The 14,143-nt window shown below is 72.8% G+C and carries 15 protein-coding genes; 10 read left to right on the top strand and 5 right to left on the bottom strand.

Annotation, left to right across the window (positions count from 1 at the left end; all coding sequences use genetic code 11):
• Positions 1-12 precede the first annotated feature (12 nt).
• Both ACFQQJ_RS11435 and ACFQQJ_RS11430 read right to left on the bottom strand, forming a co-directional pair.
• Positions 13-900: a mechanosensitive ion channel family protein gene (locus ACFQQJ_RS11435; protein WP_377106599.1), complete on the bottom strand. Its 888-nt coding sequence runs from the start codon at positions 898-900 to the stop codon at positions 13-15.
• Between the two features lie 55 nt (positions 901-955).
• On the bottom strand, positions 956-2,098 hold the full coding sequence (locus ACFQQJ_RS11430; RefSeq protein ID WP_377106597.1) for a hypothetical protein: 1,143 nt from the start codon (positions 2,096-2,098) through the stop codon (positions 956-958).
• 122 nt (positions 2,099-2,220) lie between these two features.
• Between ACFQQJ_RS11430 and ACFQQJ_RS11425 the strand changes: the two genes are divergently transcribed.
• Together ACFQQJ_RS11425 and ACFQQJ_RS11420 are read left to right on the top strand one after the other, a co-directional pair.
• A complete protein-coding gene (locus tag ACFQQJ_RS11425; protein WP_377106595.1) occupies positions 2,221-3,396 on the top strand; it encodes an LLM class flavin-dependent oxidoreductase in 1,176 nt (391 codons plus the stop codon).
• Positions 3,393-3,986: a CE1759 family FMN reductase gene (locus ACFQQJ_RS11420; protein WP_377106593.1), complete on the top strand. Its 594-nt coding sequence runs from the start codon at positions 3,393-3,395 to the stop codon at positions 3,984-3,986. The genes ACFQQJ_RS11425 and ACFQQJ_RS11420 overlap by 4 nt, the downstream gene beginning before the upstream one ends.
• A gap of 1 nt (position 3,987) precedes the next feature.
• Here ACFQQJ_RS11420 and ACFQQJ_RS11415 read toward each other — a convergent pair whose 3' ends face one another.
• Positions 3,988-4,827 (bottom strand): septum formation family protein, encoded by an 840-nt coding sequence (locus ACFQQJ_RS11415; protein ID WP_377106591.1) that lies wholly within the window; start codon positions 4,825-4,827, stop codon positions 3,988-3,990.
• A gap of 54 nt (positions 4,828-4,881) precedes the next feature.
• Here ACFQQJ_RS11415 and ACFQQJ_RS11410 point away from each other — a divergent pair, with 54 nt between their 5' ends.
• From ACFQQJ_RS11410 to ACFQQJ_RS11400, 3 genes are all read left to right on the top strand, one after another.
• Positions 4,882-6,129, top strand: a complete 1,248-nt coding sequence (locus ACFQQJ_RS11410; protein WP_377106589.1) for a sensor histidine kinase — start codon at positions 4,882-4,884, stop codon at positions 6,127-6,129.
• 2 nt (positions 6,130-6,131) lie between these two features.
• Positions 6,132-6,788: a response regulator gene (locus ACFQQJ_RS11405; protein WP_377106588.1), complete on the top strand. Its 657-nt coding sequence runs from the start codon at positions 6,132-6,134 to the stop codon at positions 6,786-6,788.
• A gap of 500 nt (positions 6,789-7,288) precedes the next feature.
• Positions 7,289-7,753 carry a hypothetical protein gene (locus ACFQQJ_RS11400; RefSeq protein WP_377106586.1) on the top strand — a complete coding sequence of 155 codons (465 nt, stop codon included), beginning with the start codon at positions 7,289-7,291 and terminating at the stop codon, positions 7,751-7,753.
• 3 nt (positions 7,754-7,756) lie between these two features.
• Here the strand turns inward: ACFQQJ_RS11400 and ACFQQJ_RS11395 are convergent, their stop codons facing one another.
• Positions 7,757-8,266, bottom strand: a complete 510-nt coding sequence (locus ACFQQJ_RS11395) for an Lrp/AsnC family transcriptional regulator (protein WP_377106585.1) — start codon at positions 8,264-8,266, stop codon at positions 7,757-7,759.
• A 124-nt stretch (positions 8,267-8,390) separates the two neighbouring features.
• On the opposite strand from ACFQQJ_RS11395, the gene ald reads away from it, so the two are divergent.
• From ald to amrS, 5 genes are all read left to right on the top strand, one after another.
• Positions 8,391-9,509: an alanine dehydrogenase gene (gene ald / locus ACFQQJ_RS11390; protein ID WP_377106583.1), complete on the top strand. Its 1,119-nt coding sequence runs from the start codon at positions 8,391-8,393 to the stop codon at positions 9,507-9,509.
• A 181-nt stretch (positions 9,510-9,690) separates the two neighbouring features.
• Entirely contained in the window at positions 9,691-10,293 is a 603-nt protein-coding gene (locus tag ACFQQJ_RS11385) for a hypothetical protein (protein ID WP_377106581.1), read from the top strand.
• 274 nt (positions 10,294-10,567) lie between these two features.
• On the top strand, positions 10,568-11,374 hold the full coding sequence (gene amrB, locus ACFQQJ_RS11380) for an AmmeMemoRadiSam system protein B (RefSeq protein ID WP_377106579.1): 807 nt from the start codon (positions 10,568-10,570) through the stop codon (positions 11,372-11,374).
• Complete coding sequence (amrA, locus tag ACFQQJ_RS11375) at positions 11,361-12,008, top strand: AmmeMemoRadiSam system protein A (protein WP_377106577.1); 648 nt, start codon at positions 11,361-11,363, stop codon at positions 12,006-12,008. The genes amrB and amrA overlap by 14 nt, the downstream gene beginning before the upstream one ends.
• 4 nt (positions 12,009-12,012) lie before the next feature.
• Entirely contained in the window at positions 12,013-13,089 is a 1,077-nt protein-coding gene (gene amrS, locus ACFQQJ_RS11370; protein WP_377106575.1) for an AmmeMemoRadiSam system radical SAM enzyme, read from the top strand.
• Positions 13,090-13,095: 6 nt separating this feature from the next.
• On the opposite strand, the gene ACFQQJ_RS11365 is transcribed toward amrS, so the two are convergent.
• Positions 13,096-14,136 carry a ketopantoate reductase family protein gene (locus ACFQQJ_RS11365; protein ID WP_377106573.1) on the bottom strand — a complete coding sequence of 347 codons (1,041 nt, stop codon included), beginning with the start codon at positions 14,134-14,136 and terminating at the stop codon, positions 13,096-13,098.
• Between the last annotated feature and the right edge of the window lie 7 nt (positions 14,137-14,143).

The raw sequence follows: 14,143 nt of genomic DNA, 5'->3' as shown, positions 1-14,143 counted from the left end.
CGCGCTGCCGGCTCAGTCCGGAAGGACGCCCAGGTGCGGCGCGGGGCTGCGGACGCCGGCCCTGCCCAGGGCGCCGAGCGCCCGCTCCAGGAGCGCGCGCTGGACGCCCCAGTGCTGGTTCGGGGCCGTCTTGGCGATCACCCGGATGGTCATCGCGGTGGCGGTGACGGCGTTGACGCCGGCGACGGTCGGCTTCTCCAGCAGTACGTCGGCGAACGCGGCGTCCTCCTCCATCTCTGCCGAGACCTGCTCGAGGATGCCGATCACCCTCCCCGCGTCCTCGTCGTAGGCCACCGGGACGTCCACGATCGCGGTCGACCAGCCCTGGCTCTGGTTCCCGACCCGCAGCACCTCGCCGTTGCGCACGTACCAGACCGTGCCGGACGGGTCGCGCAGCCGCGTCACGCGCAGGCCCACGTCCTCGACGGTGCCGCGGACGTCGCCGGTGTCGATCAGGTCGCCGACGCCGTACTGGTCCTCGAGGATCATGAAGATGCCGGAGAGGAAGTCCTTGACCAGGCTCTGCGCGCCGAACGCGAGGGCGATGCCGCCGACGCCCGCCGAGGCGAGCAGCGGGGCGAGCGGCACGTCGAGAACGGCGAGGATCGTGAGCACCAGCAGGGTGCCCACGATGACAGAGGTCAGGTTGCGCAGCAGCGAGCCGATCGTGTTGACGCGCTGCTCGAAGCGTTCGTGGTCCGACCCGGTCGCCATCGCGAGGATGCGCTGGGTCCGGGAGTCCGGGTGATTGCGCTGGTCCTGGGCCCGCTTGAGCGCGGTCCTGGTGGCCAGGGTGATGCCCCGCACGATCAGCCAGCGGGCGAGCAGGAACAGCACGATCACCACCGCGAGGGCGATCGGGGTGTCCGGCCAGGTCCATTCGATGGCGAGCGGGGTCATGGGTTCATTGTGGCGGACGGGCGCACGGCGACCGGCGTCCCGCGCGCCGACGCGCTCAGCCGCGTGGCGGGTCGGGGGCCACCGTGGCGGGCGCGTCGACCCGCGGCGCGATCCGCCAGCACAGCGGGAGGTTGTTGCCGGCCGTCGTGAGGCCGCTGGTCACGGTGAAGGCGAAGCGGTTGTCGGCGAGCAGCCGACGCATGGTCGCCATCGCGACCGGGAACACCCGGGTACGCGCGTCCGCCTTGCGGCTGGCCTGCTGGAGCACGACGAAGCCGTCGGCGATCGGCCTGCTCAGCCACACCTTGGCCGGGGACGTCCCGGGCCGGTCGAAGCGGTAGGCGATGGTCGCGCCGTCCACCCGGCCGCAGGTCTCCCACCCGGCGGGGCAGTCACCGGCCGTCGGGTCGGTCGTCACGTAGGCGGCCAGCCACTCGGTGCCGCCGCCCAGGTAGGCGACCGCGCCGACCTCTGCCGGCGTCCCCTCCCACTCCCCGACGCACCGCGCGTTCACCTCTGCGGCCAGGAGCGCGGCGAAGGCCTGCGGCGTCGCGGCCCCCGTCCCCCCGGTGGAGGCGCTCGCCGGCAGGCTGGTCGTCCCCGCCCTGCGCGCGCGGTCACAGGCGAGGTCGTCGCGCCAGTTGGGCAGGTTCTCGGCCCGGAGGGGAAGGCGCGGGTCGGTGGTCGCGTCGAGCCGCGGGTCACGGGCCAGCTCCAGCAGCGCGTCGAGCTCGACGGGTAGGTCGCCGCGCCGCGGATCGCCGTCCCACGCCCTGCCCTCAGCGAGGACGGTGGCGAAGCCGTCCCGCCGCGGCGCCACCAGCAACACCTCCGTGCCCTCGTCGGGCCAGGCGACGCGGACCTCTCCCTCGCGGAAGCAGTGGGCGCGCGGCGCGCCGGACACCGCGCGGCAGGCCTTGGGGGCCAGCCAGCCGGGGGTCGGACCGAGACTGACCGTCACCGTCCACGCGGGCACCCTCCCGGTCGCGCGGTAGTGGACGGCAGCTCCCACCGCTCCCGGGGCTCCCGCAGCGTAGGACGCAGCGCCGTCGGGCAGGTGCTCCTGGGTGATCCCCGCGACGATCCGGGGCGTCAGCGGAGTCGGCTCCGGTGTGGCGGGTGGCCGGACCGGGGGTGCCGGGGCGCACCCGGCGAGCAGGGCGACAGCGCAGGACGCCACGATGGACTGTCGGAGCATGTGCCTCCTCACGGTCGGCCCCTCCATCGTCGCCGCGCACCCGGCGTCCCCATATGGGGAATAGCTGCACCTCGCGGGGTGTTCGTAGTAGTTGAATATCCAACTATCGGAGGCGACCTCTCATGCAGCTGGGCATCTTCAGCGTGGGTGACATCACCCAGGACCCGACCACCGGACGTACCCCGTCCGAGCACGAGCGGATCCTCGCTGCGGTCGCGATCGCGAAGAAGGCGGAGGAGATCGGGCTGGACGTCTTCGCCACCGGCGAGCACCACAACCCGCCGTTCCACCCGTCCTCGCCGACCACGCTGCTGGGCTTCATCGCCGCGCAGACCTCACGGATCCTGCTGTCGACGGCCACCACGCTGATCACCACGAACGACCCGGTGAAGATCGCCGAGGACTACGCGGTGCTCCAGCACCTGGCCGAAGGCCGCGTCGACCTGATGATGGGACGCGGCAACACCGGTCCGGTCTACCCCTGGTTCGGCAAGGACATCCGCGACGGCATCGGCCTGGCGATCGAGAACTACGCGCTGCTCCGGCGGCTCTGGCGCGAGGACGTGGTGAACTGGGAGGGCAAGTTCCGCACGCCGTTGCAGGGCTTCACGCTCGCCCCGCGTCCGCTGGACGGGGTGCCGCCCTTCGTCTGGCACGGCTCGATCCGCTCCCCGGAGATCGCCGAGCAGGCCGCCTACTACGGCGACGGCTTCTTCCACAACAACATCTTCTGGAACATGTCGCACACCAAGCGGATGGTGAACCTGTACCGGCGCCGCTTCGAGCACCACGGCCACGGCCCGGCCGACACCGCCATCGTCGGTCTCGGCGGGCAGTTCTTCATGCGTCGCAACAGCCAGGACGCGATCGCCGAGTTCCGCCCCTACTTCGACGTCGCGCCGGTGTACGGCTACGGGCCCAGCCTGGAGGAGTTCATGGCGGAGACCCCGCTCACCGTCGGCTCGCCCCAGCAGGTGCTCGAGCGGACGCTGTCGTTCACCCGCGAGGTCGGCCACTACCAGCGCCAGCTGTTCCTCGTCGACCACGCCGGCCTGCCGCTGAAGACCGTGCTGGAACAGCTCGACCTGCTCGGCGAGATCCTGCCCGAGCTGCGCAAGGGCTTCGCCGAGGGCCGTCCGGCGCACATCCCCGAGGCGCCGACGCACGCGTCCCTGGTCGCCGCCCGCGCGGCGCAGGACGCGGGCGAGGAGCCTGCCCCGGCGGCGCCCGCGGCGGTGGACGACGTCACCGGGCGCTCGCCGTACCCGGTGGCCGAAGCGGTCGAGGTGGCCCGATGACCCGGATCGTCGTGATCAGCGCCGGCACCAGCATCCCGTCCTCGAGCCGGTTGCTCGGCGAGCGGCTGGGAGAGGCGACGGCCGCGACGGTCACCGCCGCCGGCGGCCAGCCGCAGGTGACCCAGGTGGAGCTGCGGACGCTCGCCGTCGAACTCGCCCACCACCTCGCCACCCGCGTGCCGGGGACGCGGCTGCGGGAGGCCTTCGACCTGGTGCGTGAGGCGGACGGCGTGATCGCGGTGACCCCGGTGTTCAACGGCTCCTACTCGGGGTTGTTCAAGCTGTTCTTCGACGCCCTCGACGAGAACGTGATGCGGGACCGTCCCGTGCTGCTCGCCGCGACCGGTGGCACCGCCCGGCACTCCCTTGTCGTCGAGCACGCGATGCTGCCGCTGTTCTACTACCTGAAGGCTCGCGTCGCCCCGCATCCGGTGTTCGCTGCGACCAAGGACTGGGGCAGCGCGTCCGGCAAGCTCGAACGGCGCATCGCACGCGCGGCGCAGGCGTTCGCCCCGCTGGTCATGGCCGGGGCGCCGGCCGGGGACGACGAGTTCGAGGTGGTCGACTTCACCGACCTCCTCGGGGGCTGAGCTACTTCTTCACGCCCTTCAGCGAGCCTTTCACCCCACCCCCGGGGGAGCCGGCGCTGCACACGATCCGGTGGTCGGCCACCTTGGTCCAGACGTCCGCGCCGGCGAGGAAGTACGTCACCTCGTACTTCGACTTGCCCACGTCCACCCCGACGAACTCCTTGAAGCCCTGCTGGCACACCGACGTGAAGAGCTTCTGCTCCTCCGCCGTGGTCGGCGGCTTCCTGCCGGTGATCTCCTTGGTGGCGAAGACCTCGTAGTAGTGGGCGGCCGCGCAGTCGAGCACCTTGAGGGCCTGCGCCGTCACATCCTGCGGCCCCGTGCACTGCCCCTCCACGGGGAAGATCAGGGTGTCGCCCTTGGCCGAGCCGACCAGCCCGCCGTCCGCCGACCCCGCGAGGCAGGTGATCGCACGGTTCGCCGGGACGGCCCAGGCGGTCTCGTCCGGGGCCAGGTAGGCCGAGGTGTAGCGGCTGTACTCCGCCGCCACGCCGACGTAGGTCGTGAAGCTGGCGGTGCAGGCGGTCTTGGCCTGCTCACCGAGGGCGTCCGCTCCCGGCCACGCCTCCCCGGTGACCGGGATCACGCCGTGCACCTCGTAGTAGTGCGAGCCGGTGCAGGGCACCGCGGGCACGCCGGTGATCGAGGCTCCCGACAGGTCGACGTCGCCCGTGCAGTCGCCCACGACCAGCGCGGCGACCGGAGGCTCGGACGGGGTGGGTGATGCGGTGCTCGCCGCCTGCTCCCCGGGGCTCGCGGAGCCGGTTCCCGGCGTCCCTGCGTCGCACCCGGAGACGAGCAGGGCGAGCACCAGCCAGAGCCCGGCCAGGCGTGGCGACATGGAGCCCCTCCCATCGACTCCTGCCATGGTAGTGGGGCCGTACGCTTGGCACCGATGCATCGAGACCTGCTCTTCCCGCCCGGCGCGACCCGGCACGACTGGGTGCTGGACGCCGCGCTGGCGGCCGGGCTCGGCCTGCTCACCGTCCCCCCGTACGGGGTGCGCGACCTCCCTGGCGCCGCCGGCGGGCAGTGGGTGCTCGCCCTCGGGCCCCTGGTCAGCGCTGTGCTGATGATCGGCTCGCTCGTGCTGCGGCGGCACTCCCCCCTGCTCGCCCTGGCGGGGGTCACCCTCGCCGGGCTGATGCAGCTGGCCTTCTCCTCCGACCCCATGGCCACCCTGGTCGCGGTGCCCGTGGTCGCCTACTCGGTCGCCCGCTGGGTGCCCGGACCGATGGCCCGGGTGGTGCTCGCGATCGGGGCGGTGGGCTCGGTGCTGGGCCCCGTGCGCTGGATCCTCGACGACTGGAGCAACCCCAGCCTCCGCCAGCTGATCTGGCTGACGCTGGCCTGGTTCGTCTGCATGGGCCTGGTCATCACGCCCTACGCGATCGGGCGCCGCGTGCGGGAGTCCAGCGAGGCGCACCAGGACCGCGTCCTCGTGGCGGAGGAGCGGTACCGAACGATGCTGCTCGAGCGTGAGCAGGAGACCCGGCTGGCCGAGTCCCGGGCGCGGACGCAGATCGCGCGCGAGCTGCACGACATCGTGGCCCACTCGCTCTCGGTGATGATCGTGCAGGCCGAGGGCGGCAAGGCGCTCGCGGCCAAGAAGCCGGAGGCCGCGACGCAGGCGCTCACCACCATCGCGGAGACCGGACGGGAGGCGCTCAGCGAGATGCGTCGGATCCTCGGCGTCCTCAGGGACGCGCCCGAGTCGCGCAGCCAGGCCGAGTTCACGCCCACCCCACGCTTCACCGACATCCCCGACCTCGTGGCGCGGACCAGCGACCGGGTGCAGCTGGCGGTGCACGGGCAGCCTCCGCGGGGGGTGTCGCAGGCGCTGGAGCTGACCGTCTACCGGGTGGTGCAGGAGGCGCTGACGAACTTCCTCAAGCACGCCGGGCCCCAGGCGACGGCCATGGTCACGATCACCTACGGGATGCGGGAGATCTCGATCGACGTGCTGGACAATGGCGTGGCGACCCCGTCCGCGGTGCCTCAGAGCCCGGGGCACGGGTTGCGGGGCATGAACGAGCGGATCTCGGCGATGGGCGGACGCCTGGTCACCCGCGCGCGGCCGAGTGGAGGGTTCCAGGTGACCGCGACGCTGCCGGTGCCGGTGCAGGCGAGCGTGGAGGAGTGAGCATGATCAGGGTGTTCCTTGCCGACGACCAGGAGCTGGTGCGCAGCGGCTTCCGGATGCTCATCGAGGCGGAGGAGGACCTCCAGGTGGTCGGCGAGGCCGCCGACGGGGCACAGACGGTGGCCGGTGTGATGTCGGTGCCCTGTGACGTGGTGCTGATGGACATCCGTATGCCGGTGATGGACGGCGTGGAGGCGACGCGGCGGATCGTGGCGGCCGACGTGCCCACCAAGGTGCTGGTGCTCACCACCTTCGACCTCGACGAGTACGTGTTCAGCGCGCTCAAGGCCGGGGCCAGCGGCTTCATGCTGAAGGACGCGCGTCCCGGAGACCTGCTCAACGCGATCCGGACGGTCGCCGCCGGCGAGGCCGTGATGGCGCCGTCCGCCACCCGCCGCCTGCTGGACCACGTCGTGCCCACCCTGCCGGCGAGCCCCGAGGGTGCGGACCCCCGGGTGGCCGTCCTCACCGACCGTGAGCAGGAGGTCCTGGTGGAGATCGCCGCCGGGGCGACCAACGCCGAGATCGCCCGCCGCCTCTACATGGCCGAGGGCACCGTGAAGACCCACATCACCCGTCTGCTCGCCAAGCTCCAGATCCGGGATCGCGTGGGCCTGGTCCTCTTCGCCTACGAGACCGGCCTCGTCCGCCGCGGCTGAGCCGGTCGGGCCGCGCGCCCGCGTCCCACCCGTCCCACCTGCCCCACCCCCCGCGTTCGCCCCCGATCGCAACGCTTGCTGCCGGAATTCCGGTGGCGAGGGTTGCAGTCGGCAGCGGGAACGGGGCGTGGGTGGGACGGGTCTGCGTCGGACTGCCACCGGTGTCGGGCCGCCGTCCCACTCGTCCCTCCCCCCGCGCTTGCTCCCGATCGCAACTCCTGCTGCCGGAATTCCGGTGGCGAGGGTTGCAGTCGGCAGCGGGAACGGGGCGTGGGTGGGACGGGCACCGGTGTCGGCGTGCCACCGGTGTCGGGCCCGCGTCCCACTCGTCCCTCCCCCCGCGTTCGCTCCCGATCGCAACGCTTGCTGCCGGAATTCCGGTGGCGAGCGTTGCGATCGGTGGCGGGAACGGGCGTGGGGCGGGACGGAACGGTCCAGTCGGGGGTTTTCGGCGCAGGACGGGGTGACGGTGCTCTAGGGTGCGGCGCGGAGAGGAAACGATGACCACGCAGCACCCCCAGCCGACCGGCGCCGAGTACCCGCAGTCCGTCCCCGGCGGTGTGCCGGCCGGCACACCACAGCAGGGTCCCTACCTCGAGCCGGGCGCCTACCTGCCGGCTGCCCCGCCCGTCCCGGAGAAGCCCAAGGGCGGCAAGGTCCGCCTGATCGTCGGCATCGCGATCGCCGTCGTCCTGGGCGGGCTGGGGCTCTTCTACGCGCTGAGCCAGTTCGACGTGCACGGCGCGAAGGTGGGCGACTGCCTGGCCCAGGTGTCCGAGAACGAGGTCAAGTCCGTGCAGTGCGATTCCGCGGAGGCGCAGTACACCGTCATCTCCATCGTGGAGAACCAGCCGGAGACGACGGACACGACCGACCCGTGCGCGGACGTCGCGGCGGCAGACGCGTCCTACTGGGAGGGCGCGCCCGGCGGGAACGGCCGCGTCCTCTGCCTCCAGGAGCGCTGAGCCTCAGTCGCCGAGCGGCGGCAGTTCGCCGCGGACGTCCTCGAGGATCAGGCACGTCTCCGTGCCGGCCGTCTCGGGGTGGCGACTCAGCTCGTTGACCACGAAGTCGCGCAGGTCGGACGTGTTGGCCGCGGCCACGCGGACGGCGAGGTCGTACTGCCCGGCGAGGAAGAACACGTCCAGCACGCCGGGACAGGACGCCAGCCGGTGCGCCTCCTCGCGCAGCCGTGGACGGGCGCTGTCCTGGAGCCGGACGAGGATGAGCGCCTGGATCGGGAAGCCGACCGCAGCGAGGTCGACGGCGGCGTGGAAGCCGCGGATGACACCGGACTCGATCAGCCCGGCCACGCGCGTGTGCGCGGTCGACTCCGCGACGCTCGCCTCCTGTGCGAGGCGACTGTTCGAGACGCGTCCATTGCGCATCAGCAGGCGAAGCAGGCGCCGGTCGATCCCGTCCAGCGCGCGGGGATTCTTCGGCCGCTCCGCCCGGCCCGTAACACCCTTGCCGGTCACGTGTTGCAGGGTAGCCGAGGATTCTTTCGATCTCGTTTCCGCGGGAGGCGTACGGACGGGCGAGGCCGCCACACTTTCTGCCGACCACCGGTGGCAGGCCGGGAGACGGAAAGGCAGCAGACCCATGAAGATCGGCATCCCCACCGAGATCAAGAGCCAGGAGAACCGCGTCGCGATCACCCCCGCCGGGGTGGACCACCTCACCCGCCGCGGGCACGAGGTGTTCGTCCAGGCCGGTGCCGGGGTCGGCTCGGCGATCAGCGATGACGCCTACACCCTCGCCGGCGCGACCATCGTGCCCGACGCCGCGGACGTCTGGGGCACCGCCGACCTGCTGCTGAAGGTGAAGGAACCGATCGCCGCCGAGTACGGGTTCCTGCGTGCCGACCAGGTGCTGTTCACCTACCTCCACCTCGCCGCCGACCGCCCGCAGACCGAGGCGCTGCTCGCGTCCGGCACGACGGCGATCGCCTACGAGACCGTGCAGACCGACGCCGGCGCGCTGCCGCTGCTGCGTCCGATGAGCGAGGTGGCCGGACGCCTGTCCGTCCTCGCCGGCACCAACGCGCTGCTCAAGCACGCCGGTGGGGACGGGGTGCTGCTGCCCGGCGTTCCCGGCGTCACCCCGGGCAAGGTGGTCGTGATCGGCGGCGGCGTGGCCGGCCTGAACGCGGCCCAGATCGCGCACGGCCTCCGTGCGGACGTGACCATCCTCGACATCTCGACCGACCGGCTGGTGCAGCTCGACTCGGAGTTCGCCGGCCAGGTGAAGACCCAGATGTCCACCGCGTACGCGATCGAGGCGGCGATCCGCGACGCCGATCTGGTGATCGGCTCCGTGCTGGTGCCGGGTGCGCGGGCGCCCAAGCTGGTGACCAACGAGATGGTGGCCGGCGCCAAGCCCGGCTCGGTCTTCGTCGACATCGCCGTGGACCAGGGCGGCTGCTTCGCCGACACCCACGCGACCACCCACGCCGACCCCACCTACGGGGTGCACGACGCGGTGTTCTACGCCGTGGCGAACATGCCGGGCGCGGTCCCGGTGACCTCGACCTACGCGCTGACCAACGCCACGCTGCCCTACGTCACCCGCATCGCCGACCTCGGGTGGCGCGCCGCGCTCGCGTCCGACACGACACTGGCCCGTGGCCTGTCGACGTTCGACGGCGTGCTCACCAGCGGACCGGTCGCCGAGGCCTGGGGTCACGACCACACGTCCATCGAGGAGGTCCTGGCCTCCTGAGGCCGGACCCCCCCCTCGCCGGCCGCGTCGGCCCGCGCCCTTCCCCCGTTCCTGCTGCCGAGCGCAACTCGCGCCACCGGAATTCCGGTGGCGCGAGTTGCTTTCGGCAGCGAACGCGGATCGGGGGGTGGGGCGGGGGGCGCGGGCAGGGTGGGACGGGCGCGCGGGCTACCCTTGCCCGATGAGCGAGCCGCACAAGCCGAGGCGTCCGAGCTATCGGGAGCCGGGTGCGCTGGAGGCGCTCGGGCAGCCGTCCGACCCGATCGCGCAGCTGCACGCCGCCCACGAGACGGCGGCGGCCCTGCTGCACACCGGACGGGCGGCCACCGATCCCGCCGTCACCGCGCGGCTCGTCGCGCTCGCCGACGACATCGGGCTCGGCACGCTGGCCGACCTGTGGGCGTCCCGTCCCGCCCGCTCGCTCCCGGGGGTGCTCTGGCGGCTGTACCTCCTGCGGGAGTGGGTGACCACCGACCCGCACGGCGCCGCGCGCGAGTACGCCGCGGGGATCCGCTTCACCGAGCCCAACCACGCGGTCGCCGGGGTGGAGCCGCCGGGCCCCGACGAGGTGCGGCGGGTCGCGGACGAGATCCTGCACGGCGTGTTCGACGGCGACTTCGCAGTGGCGCTCGAACGTGCCGCCGCGTTCTGCCGCGTGGTCTCCTCCGGCCGTGCGGACGTCACGGAAGGGGCCCGCGCGGTGATCCAGGCCGGGCGCCTCCAGGTCATGGCCGACGACCTCGCCGCGGGTGCCCGGCTGTGGCGGGCGGGCGAGCTGGAGTAACCGGGCGTGCTTGGTTCCGGGGAGGCGACGGCCTATCCTGTCCGAGGCGTCGGGCCGCGGTAGCCCCGGGCTCCAACATTCGCCGCTACGAGCGGCCACGCGCCGAGAGGCGCTCCCGGCCCGACGTTCACCCCCTCCGGAAGGGCCTGCCGCGCAGGCCCCCGCGGGCCGCGATCCCGACGGCCACGACCCCACCATGTTCCGGCGGTTCTTCGCCGCCGGGCTCCCCGAGGCCCGCACGAGCGGAGTAGCGTCTGGGGTGGGGGCGATGTCGATGGCGACCGTACGTCAACCCGCAGTCTCCGGGCGCTTCTACCCCGGGCGACCCGATGACCTTCGCCGTGACCTCGACCGCCTGCTCGCCGCGGCCCGCACGAGCGGCGTCCCGGGAAGCCCGCCACGGGCCATGATCGTCCCCCACGCCGGCTACGCCTACTCCGGCCCCACCGCAGCTCTGGGCTATGTCCAGGTGGAGGCTCTGCGCACCCGCATCAGCAGGGTGGTCCTGCTCGGCCCGTCCCACTACGTGCCGTTCCCCGGGCTCGCCCTGCCCACGTCCGACCGCTTCGCGACGCCCCTGGGCGAAGTGCCGGTCGAGCCCGCGGACGGGCTGCTGCGCCTGCCGCAGGTCGTCCGGTGGGACGCTCCGCACGAGCGCGAGCACTCCCTGGAGGTCCAGCTCCCCTTCCTCCAGAGCGTGCTCGACGCTTTCACGCTGCTGCCGCTGGTGGTGGGGGACGCCACGCCGGAGGACGTCGCCCAGGTGATCGAGGCGTGCTGGGGAGGGCCGGAGACGCTGGTGCTGATCAGTTCCGACCTGTCCCACTACCGGCCCTACGCGGACGCGAGGGCGATGGACGCCGACACCGTGCGGCGCATCCTCGCCCTGCAGTGGCCGCTGCCCGAGCGCCGGGCGTGCGGGGCCGTCGGGGTGAACGGCATGGTCGTCGTCGCGCGGGCGCGCGGGCTGCGCCCGGTGCTCGTCGACGCCCGCAATTCCGGAGACACCGCCGGCGACCGCGCCAGGGTCGTGGGCTACGCCACCGTTCGTTTCGAGGAGGTGCGAAGTGACCAAGGTTGACCTGAACCCGACCAGCGCCCGCAAGACCGCCGAGCGTTCCGGGCCTGCGTCCGACCCCCGGGCAGGCACGGTCCTGCTGGGCCTCGCCCGCGGGGCCATCGCCTCCCGGGGAAGCCGTCCCGCGCGATCCCCGGACGACCCCGACTGGCTGGACGACCCCGGGGCGGCGTTCGTGACGCTCACCGAGCGCGGGCGGCTGCGCGGGTGCATCGGCTCGATCGAGCCTCACCGCACCCTGCGCGAGGACGTGCTGCGCAACGCGTGCGCCGCGGCCTTCCACGACCCGCGGTTCCCGCCGGTCGCCGCGCAGGAGGTGCCGCGGGTGCGGATCGAGGTGTCGGTGCTCTCGCCGATGAGCCCGGTGGAGTGCTGTTCGCGCACCGAACTGCTCGCGCGGCTGCATCCCGGCGTCGACGGGGTGGTGCTGTCCTGGCACGGGCACCGGGGGGTGTTCCTCCCCCAGGTGTGGGAGCAGCTGTCCGACCCGGAGGACTTCGTCGAGCACCTGCTGCACAAGGCGGGGCTTCCGGTGTCGTTCTGGGACCTGGAGCTCTGCGTGGCCCGCTTCACCGTGACCAGCTGGCAGGAGCAGGAGCCGGCGGTGCCGGCACCGACGCTGGCCGGCCGGGGGTGACGACATGGCGACGCCCCGTCCCGCGCGCTGGTGGCACGCCCTCGACGACGGCCGGCTCCAGTGCGACCTGTGCCCGCAGGAGTGCAAGCTGAGGGACGGCCAGCGCGGCGCCTGCTTCGTCCGGCGGCGCGACGGGTCGCAGCTGGTGCTGACCACCTACGGGCTGGCGTCCGGGTTCTGCGTCGACCCGATCGAGAAGAAGCCGCTGGCCCACTTCTACCCGGGCAGCAGCGTGCTCTCCTTCGGCACGGTCGGCTGCAACCTCGCCTGCCGGTACTGCCAGAACTGGGACATCAGCACGTCCCGGGACGCCGACCGGTTGCAGGATGCCGCCTCGCCGGCGTCGATCGCCCGGGCGGCCACGCAGTGGGGCTGCCGCAGCGTGGCGTTCACCTACAACGACCCGGTGATCTTCGCCGAGTACGCGATGGACGCCGCGGACGCCTGCCACGAGGAGGGCCTGAAGACGGTCGCGGTGACCGCCGGCTACGTCAACCCCGAGCCGCGGCGGGAGTTCTTCGCCCACATCGACGCGGCGAACGTCGACCTGAAGTCGTTCAGCGAGGAGTTCTACGCCCGGCTGACCCGCTCGCACCTGCAGCCGGTGCTGGACACCATCAGCTACCTGGTGCACGAGACGCCGGTCTGGGTGGAGCTGACGACGCTGCTGATCCCCGGCCACAACGACACCGACGACGAGGTGCGCCGGCTGTCGGGGTGGGTCGCCGGCGAGCTGGGCCCGGACGTCCCGCTGCACTTCTCCGCGTTCCACCCGTCCCACCACCTGATGGACGTCCCGCCGACTCCGCCCTCCACGCTGCGCCGGGCACGCCGGATCGCCCGGGAGGAGGGGCTGCACCACGTCTACACCGGCAACGTGCGCGACCCGGACGGCGAGACCACCTGGTGTCCGGAGTGCGGCCAGGCCCTGGTGCGGCGCGACTGGTACCAGATCCTCGAGTACCGCCTCACCGCGGACGGCCGCTGCCCGGACTGCGACGCCGTCATCGCCGGCTGCTTCGCCGACGCCGCCGGCGACTTCGGCCACCGCAGGATCCCCGTCCACCTGGCCGGGGGCTGACCGGCCTCACAGGAGGGCGAGCAACGCCTCCGGGGAGTGGCGGAAGGTCTCCAGGCTGAGGGTGCCGGCGCTGAGCGCCTCGAGCGTCTCGGTGAGGACGCGGTTCACCGGGGTGGGGACGCCGTGCTGCTCGCCGTGGCGGACCACCGCGCCGTTGAGGTAGCGCACCTCCGTGCGGCCGCGCCCGGAGTGCAGGTCGATGTGGAAGGACGGCATCTTGTCGCCCCGTCCGCCGCCCAGGGCCCGGGTGAGCGCGGGCTGGGCGATGAAGCGCGGGAGCCGTGTCGCCGCGAGCGCGAGGGCGCGCACGGGGGTGCCGGGCAGGTCGACCGGCTTGTGGCCGAGGGCCTCCATCACGGCGAGGCACTCGCGCAGGACGGCGAGTTCCACCTCGTACAGCCGCCGGTCGGCGAACAGCGCGGAGACCGGCTCGTCGAGGATCGCCGAGGTCGCGTTCCCGGTGAGGTTGGTGAGCAGCTTCGACCACTTCATCGGCCCCGCGTGCGGGTAGCCGACGCCGTTCAGCCCGGCGTCGTTCAGCGCGGCGACCAGGCGCTCGCCGAGGGGGTGGTCCAGGGCGATGCCGATGCCGCGGCGCTTCTCCTCGACCACCTGTCCGATCCCGGGCTTGCCGACGGCGGTCGTCACCGTCCCGGTGATCACCCGGTCCGCGCCGAGGCGGGCGGCGATCGCCGGCTCGTTGTCCACCCCGTTCTGCAGCGACAGCACGGGTGGCAGTTCTGCGCCGGTCGCGACCAGCCCGTCGAGGGCCGGCTCGGTGTCGAAGGACTTCAGGGCGAATACGCACGCGTCGTGCGGCCCCGCGGCGAGCGCCTCGGCGGCGGAGCCGAAGATGGCGAAGTCGCGGACGGAGGTCGTGCGCCCGTCCCTGGTCAGCCGGAGCCCCTGCTCGGCGATGACGGCGGCGGCCTCCGGCTGCTCGCTGTAGGTGACGTGGTGCCCGGCGGCGGCCAGCGAGCCGCCCACGTAGGTGCCGATGGCCCCGGCACCGAGGAACAACAACCGCATCGCAGTCCTTTCGCTCACCCGAACC

Origin of the sequence: Propionicimonas sp. T2.31MG-18 (genome assembly GCF_964266745.1) — a bacterium.
Classification (GTDB): Bacteria; Actinomycetota; Actinomycetes; order Propionibacteriales; family Propionibacteriaceae; genus Propionicimonas.
Note: the sequence above shows the minus strand (reverse complement) of the source record. Positions and strands in the feature narration are given on the sequence as shown.

Coding starts and splice junctions, on each gene's coding strand:
- ACFQQJ_RS11435 (WP_377106599.1), bottom strand. CDS start 900: ATGACCCCGCTCGCCATCGAATGGACCTGGCCGGACACCCCGATCGCC.
- ACFQQJ_RS11430 (WP_377106597.1), bottom strand. CDS start 2,098: ATGCTCCGACAGTCCATCGTGGCGTCCTGCGCTGTCGCCCTGCTCGCC.
- ACFQQJ_RS11425 (WP_377106595.1), top strand. CDS start 2,221: ATGCAGCTGGGCATCTTCAGCGTGGGTGACATCACCCAGGACCCGACC.
- ACFQQJ_RS11420 (WP_377106593.1), top strand. CDS start 3,393: ATGACCCGGATCGTCGTGATCAGCGCCGGCACCAGCATCCCGTCCTCG.
- ACFQQJ_RS11415 (WP_377106591.1), bottom strand. CDS start 4,827: ATGTCGCCACGCCTGGCCGGGCTCTGGCTGGTGCTCGCCCTGCTCGTC.
- ACFQQJ_RS11410 (WP_377106589.1), top strand. CDS start 4,882: ATGCATCGAGACCTGCTCTTCCCGCCCGGCGCGACCCGGCACGACTGG.
- ACFQQJ_RS11405 (WP_377106588.1), top strand. CDS start 6,132: ATGATCAGGGTGTTCCTTGCCGACGACCAGGAGCTGGTGCGCAGCGGC.
- ACFQQJ_RS11400 (WP_377106586.1), top strand. CDS start 7,289: ATGACCACGCAGCACCCCCAGCCGACCGGCGCCGAGTACCCGCAGTCC.
- ald (WP_377106583.1), top strand. CDS start 8,391: ATGAAGATCGGCATCCCCACCGAGATCAAGAGCCAGGAGAACCGCGTC.
- ACFQQJ_RS11385 (WP_377106581.1), top strand. CDS start 9,691: ATGAGCGAGCCGCACAAGCCGAGGCGTCCGAGCTATCGGGAGCCGGGT.
- amrB (WP_377106579.1), top strand. CDS start 10,568: ATGGCGACCGTACGTCAACCCGCAGTCTCCGGGCGCTTCTACCCCGGG.
- amrS (WP_377106575.1), top strand. CDS start 12,013: ATGGCGACGCCCCGTCCCGCGCGCTGGTGGCACGCCCTCGACGACGGC.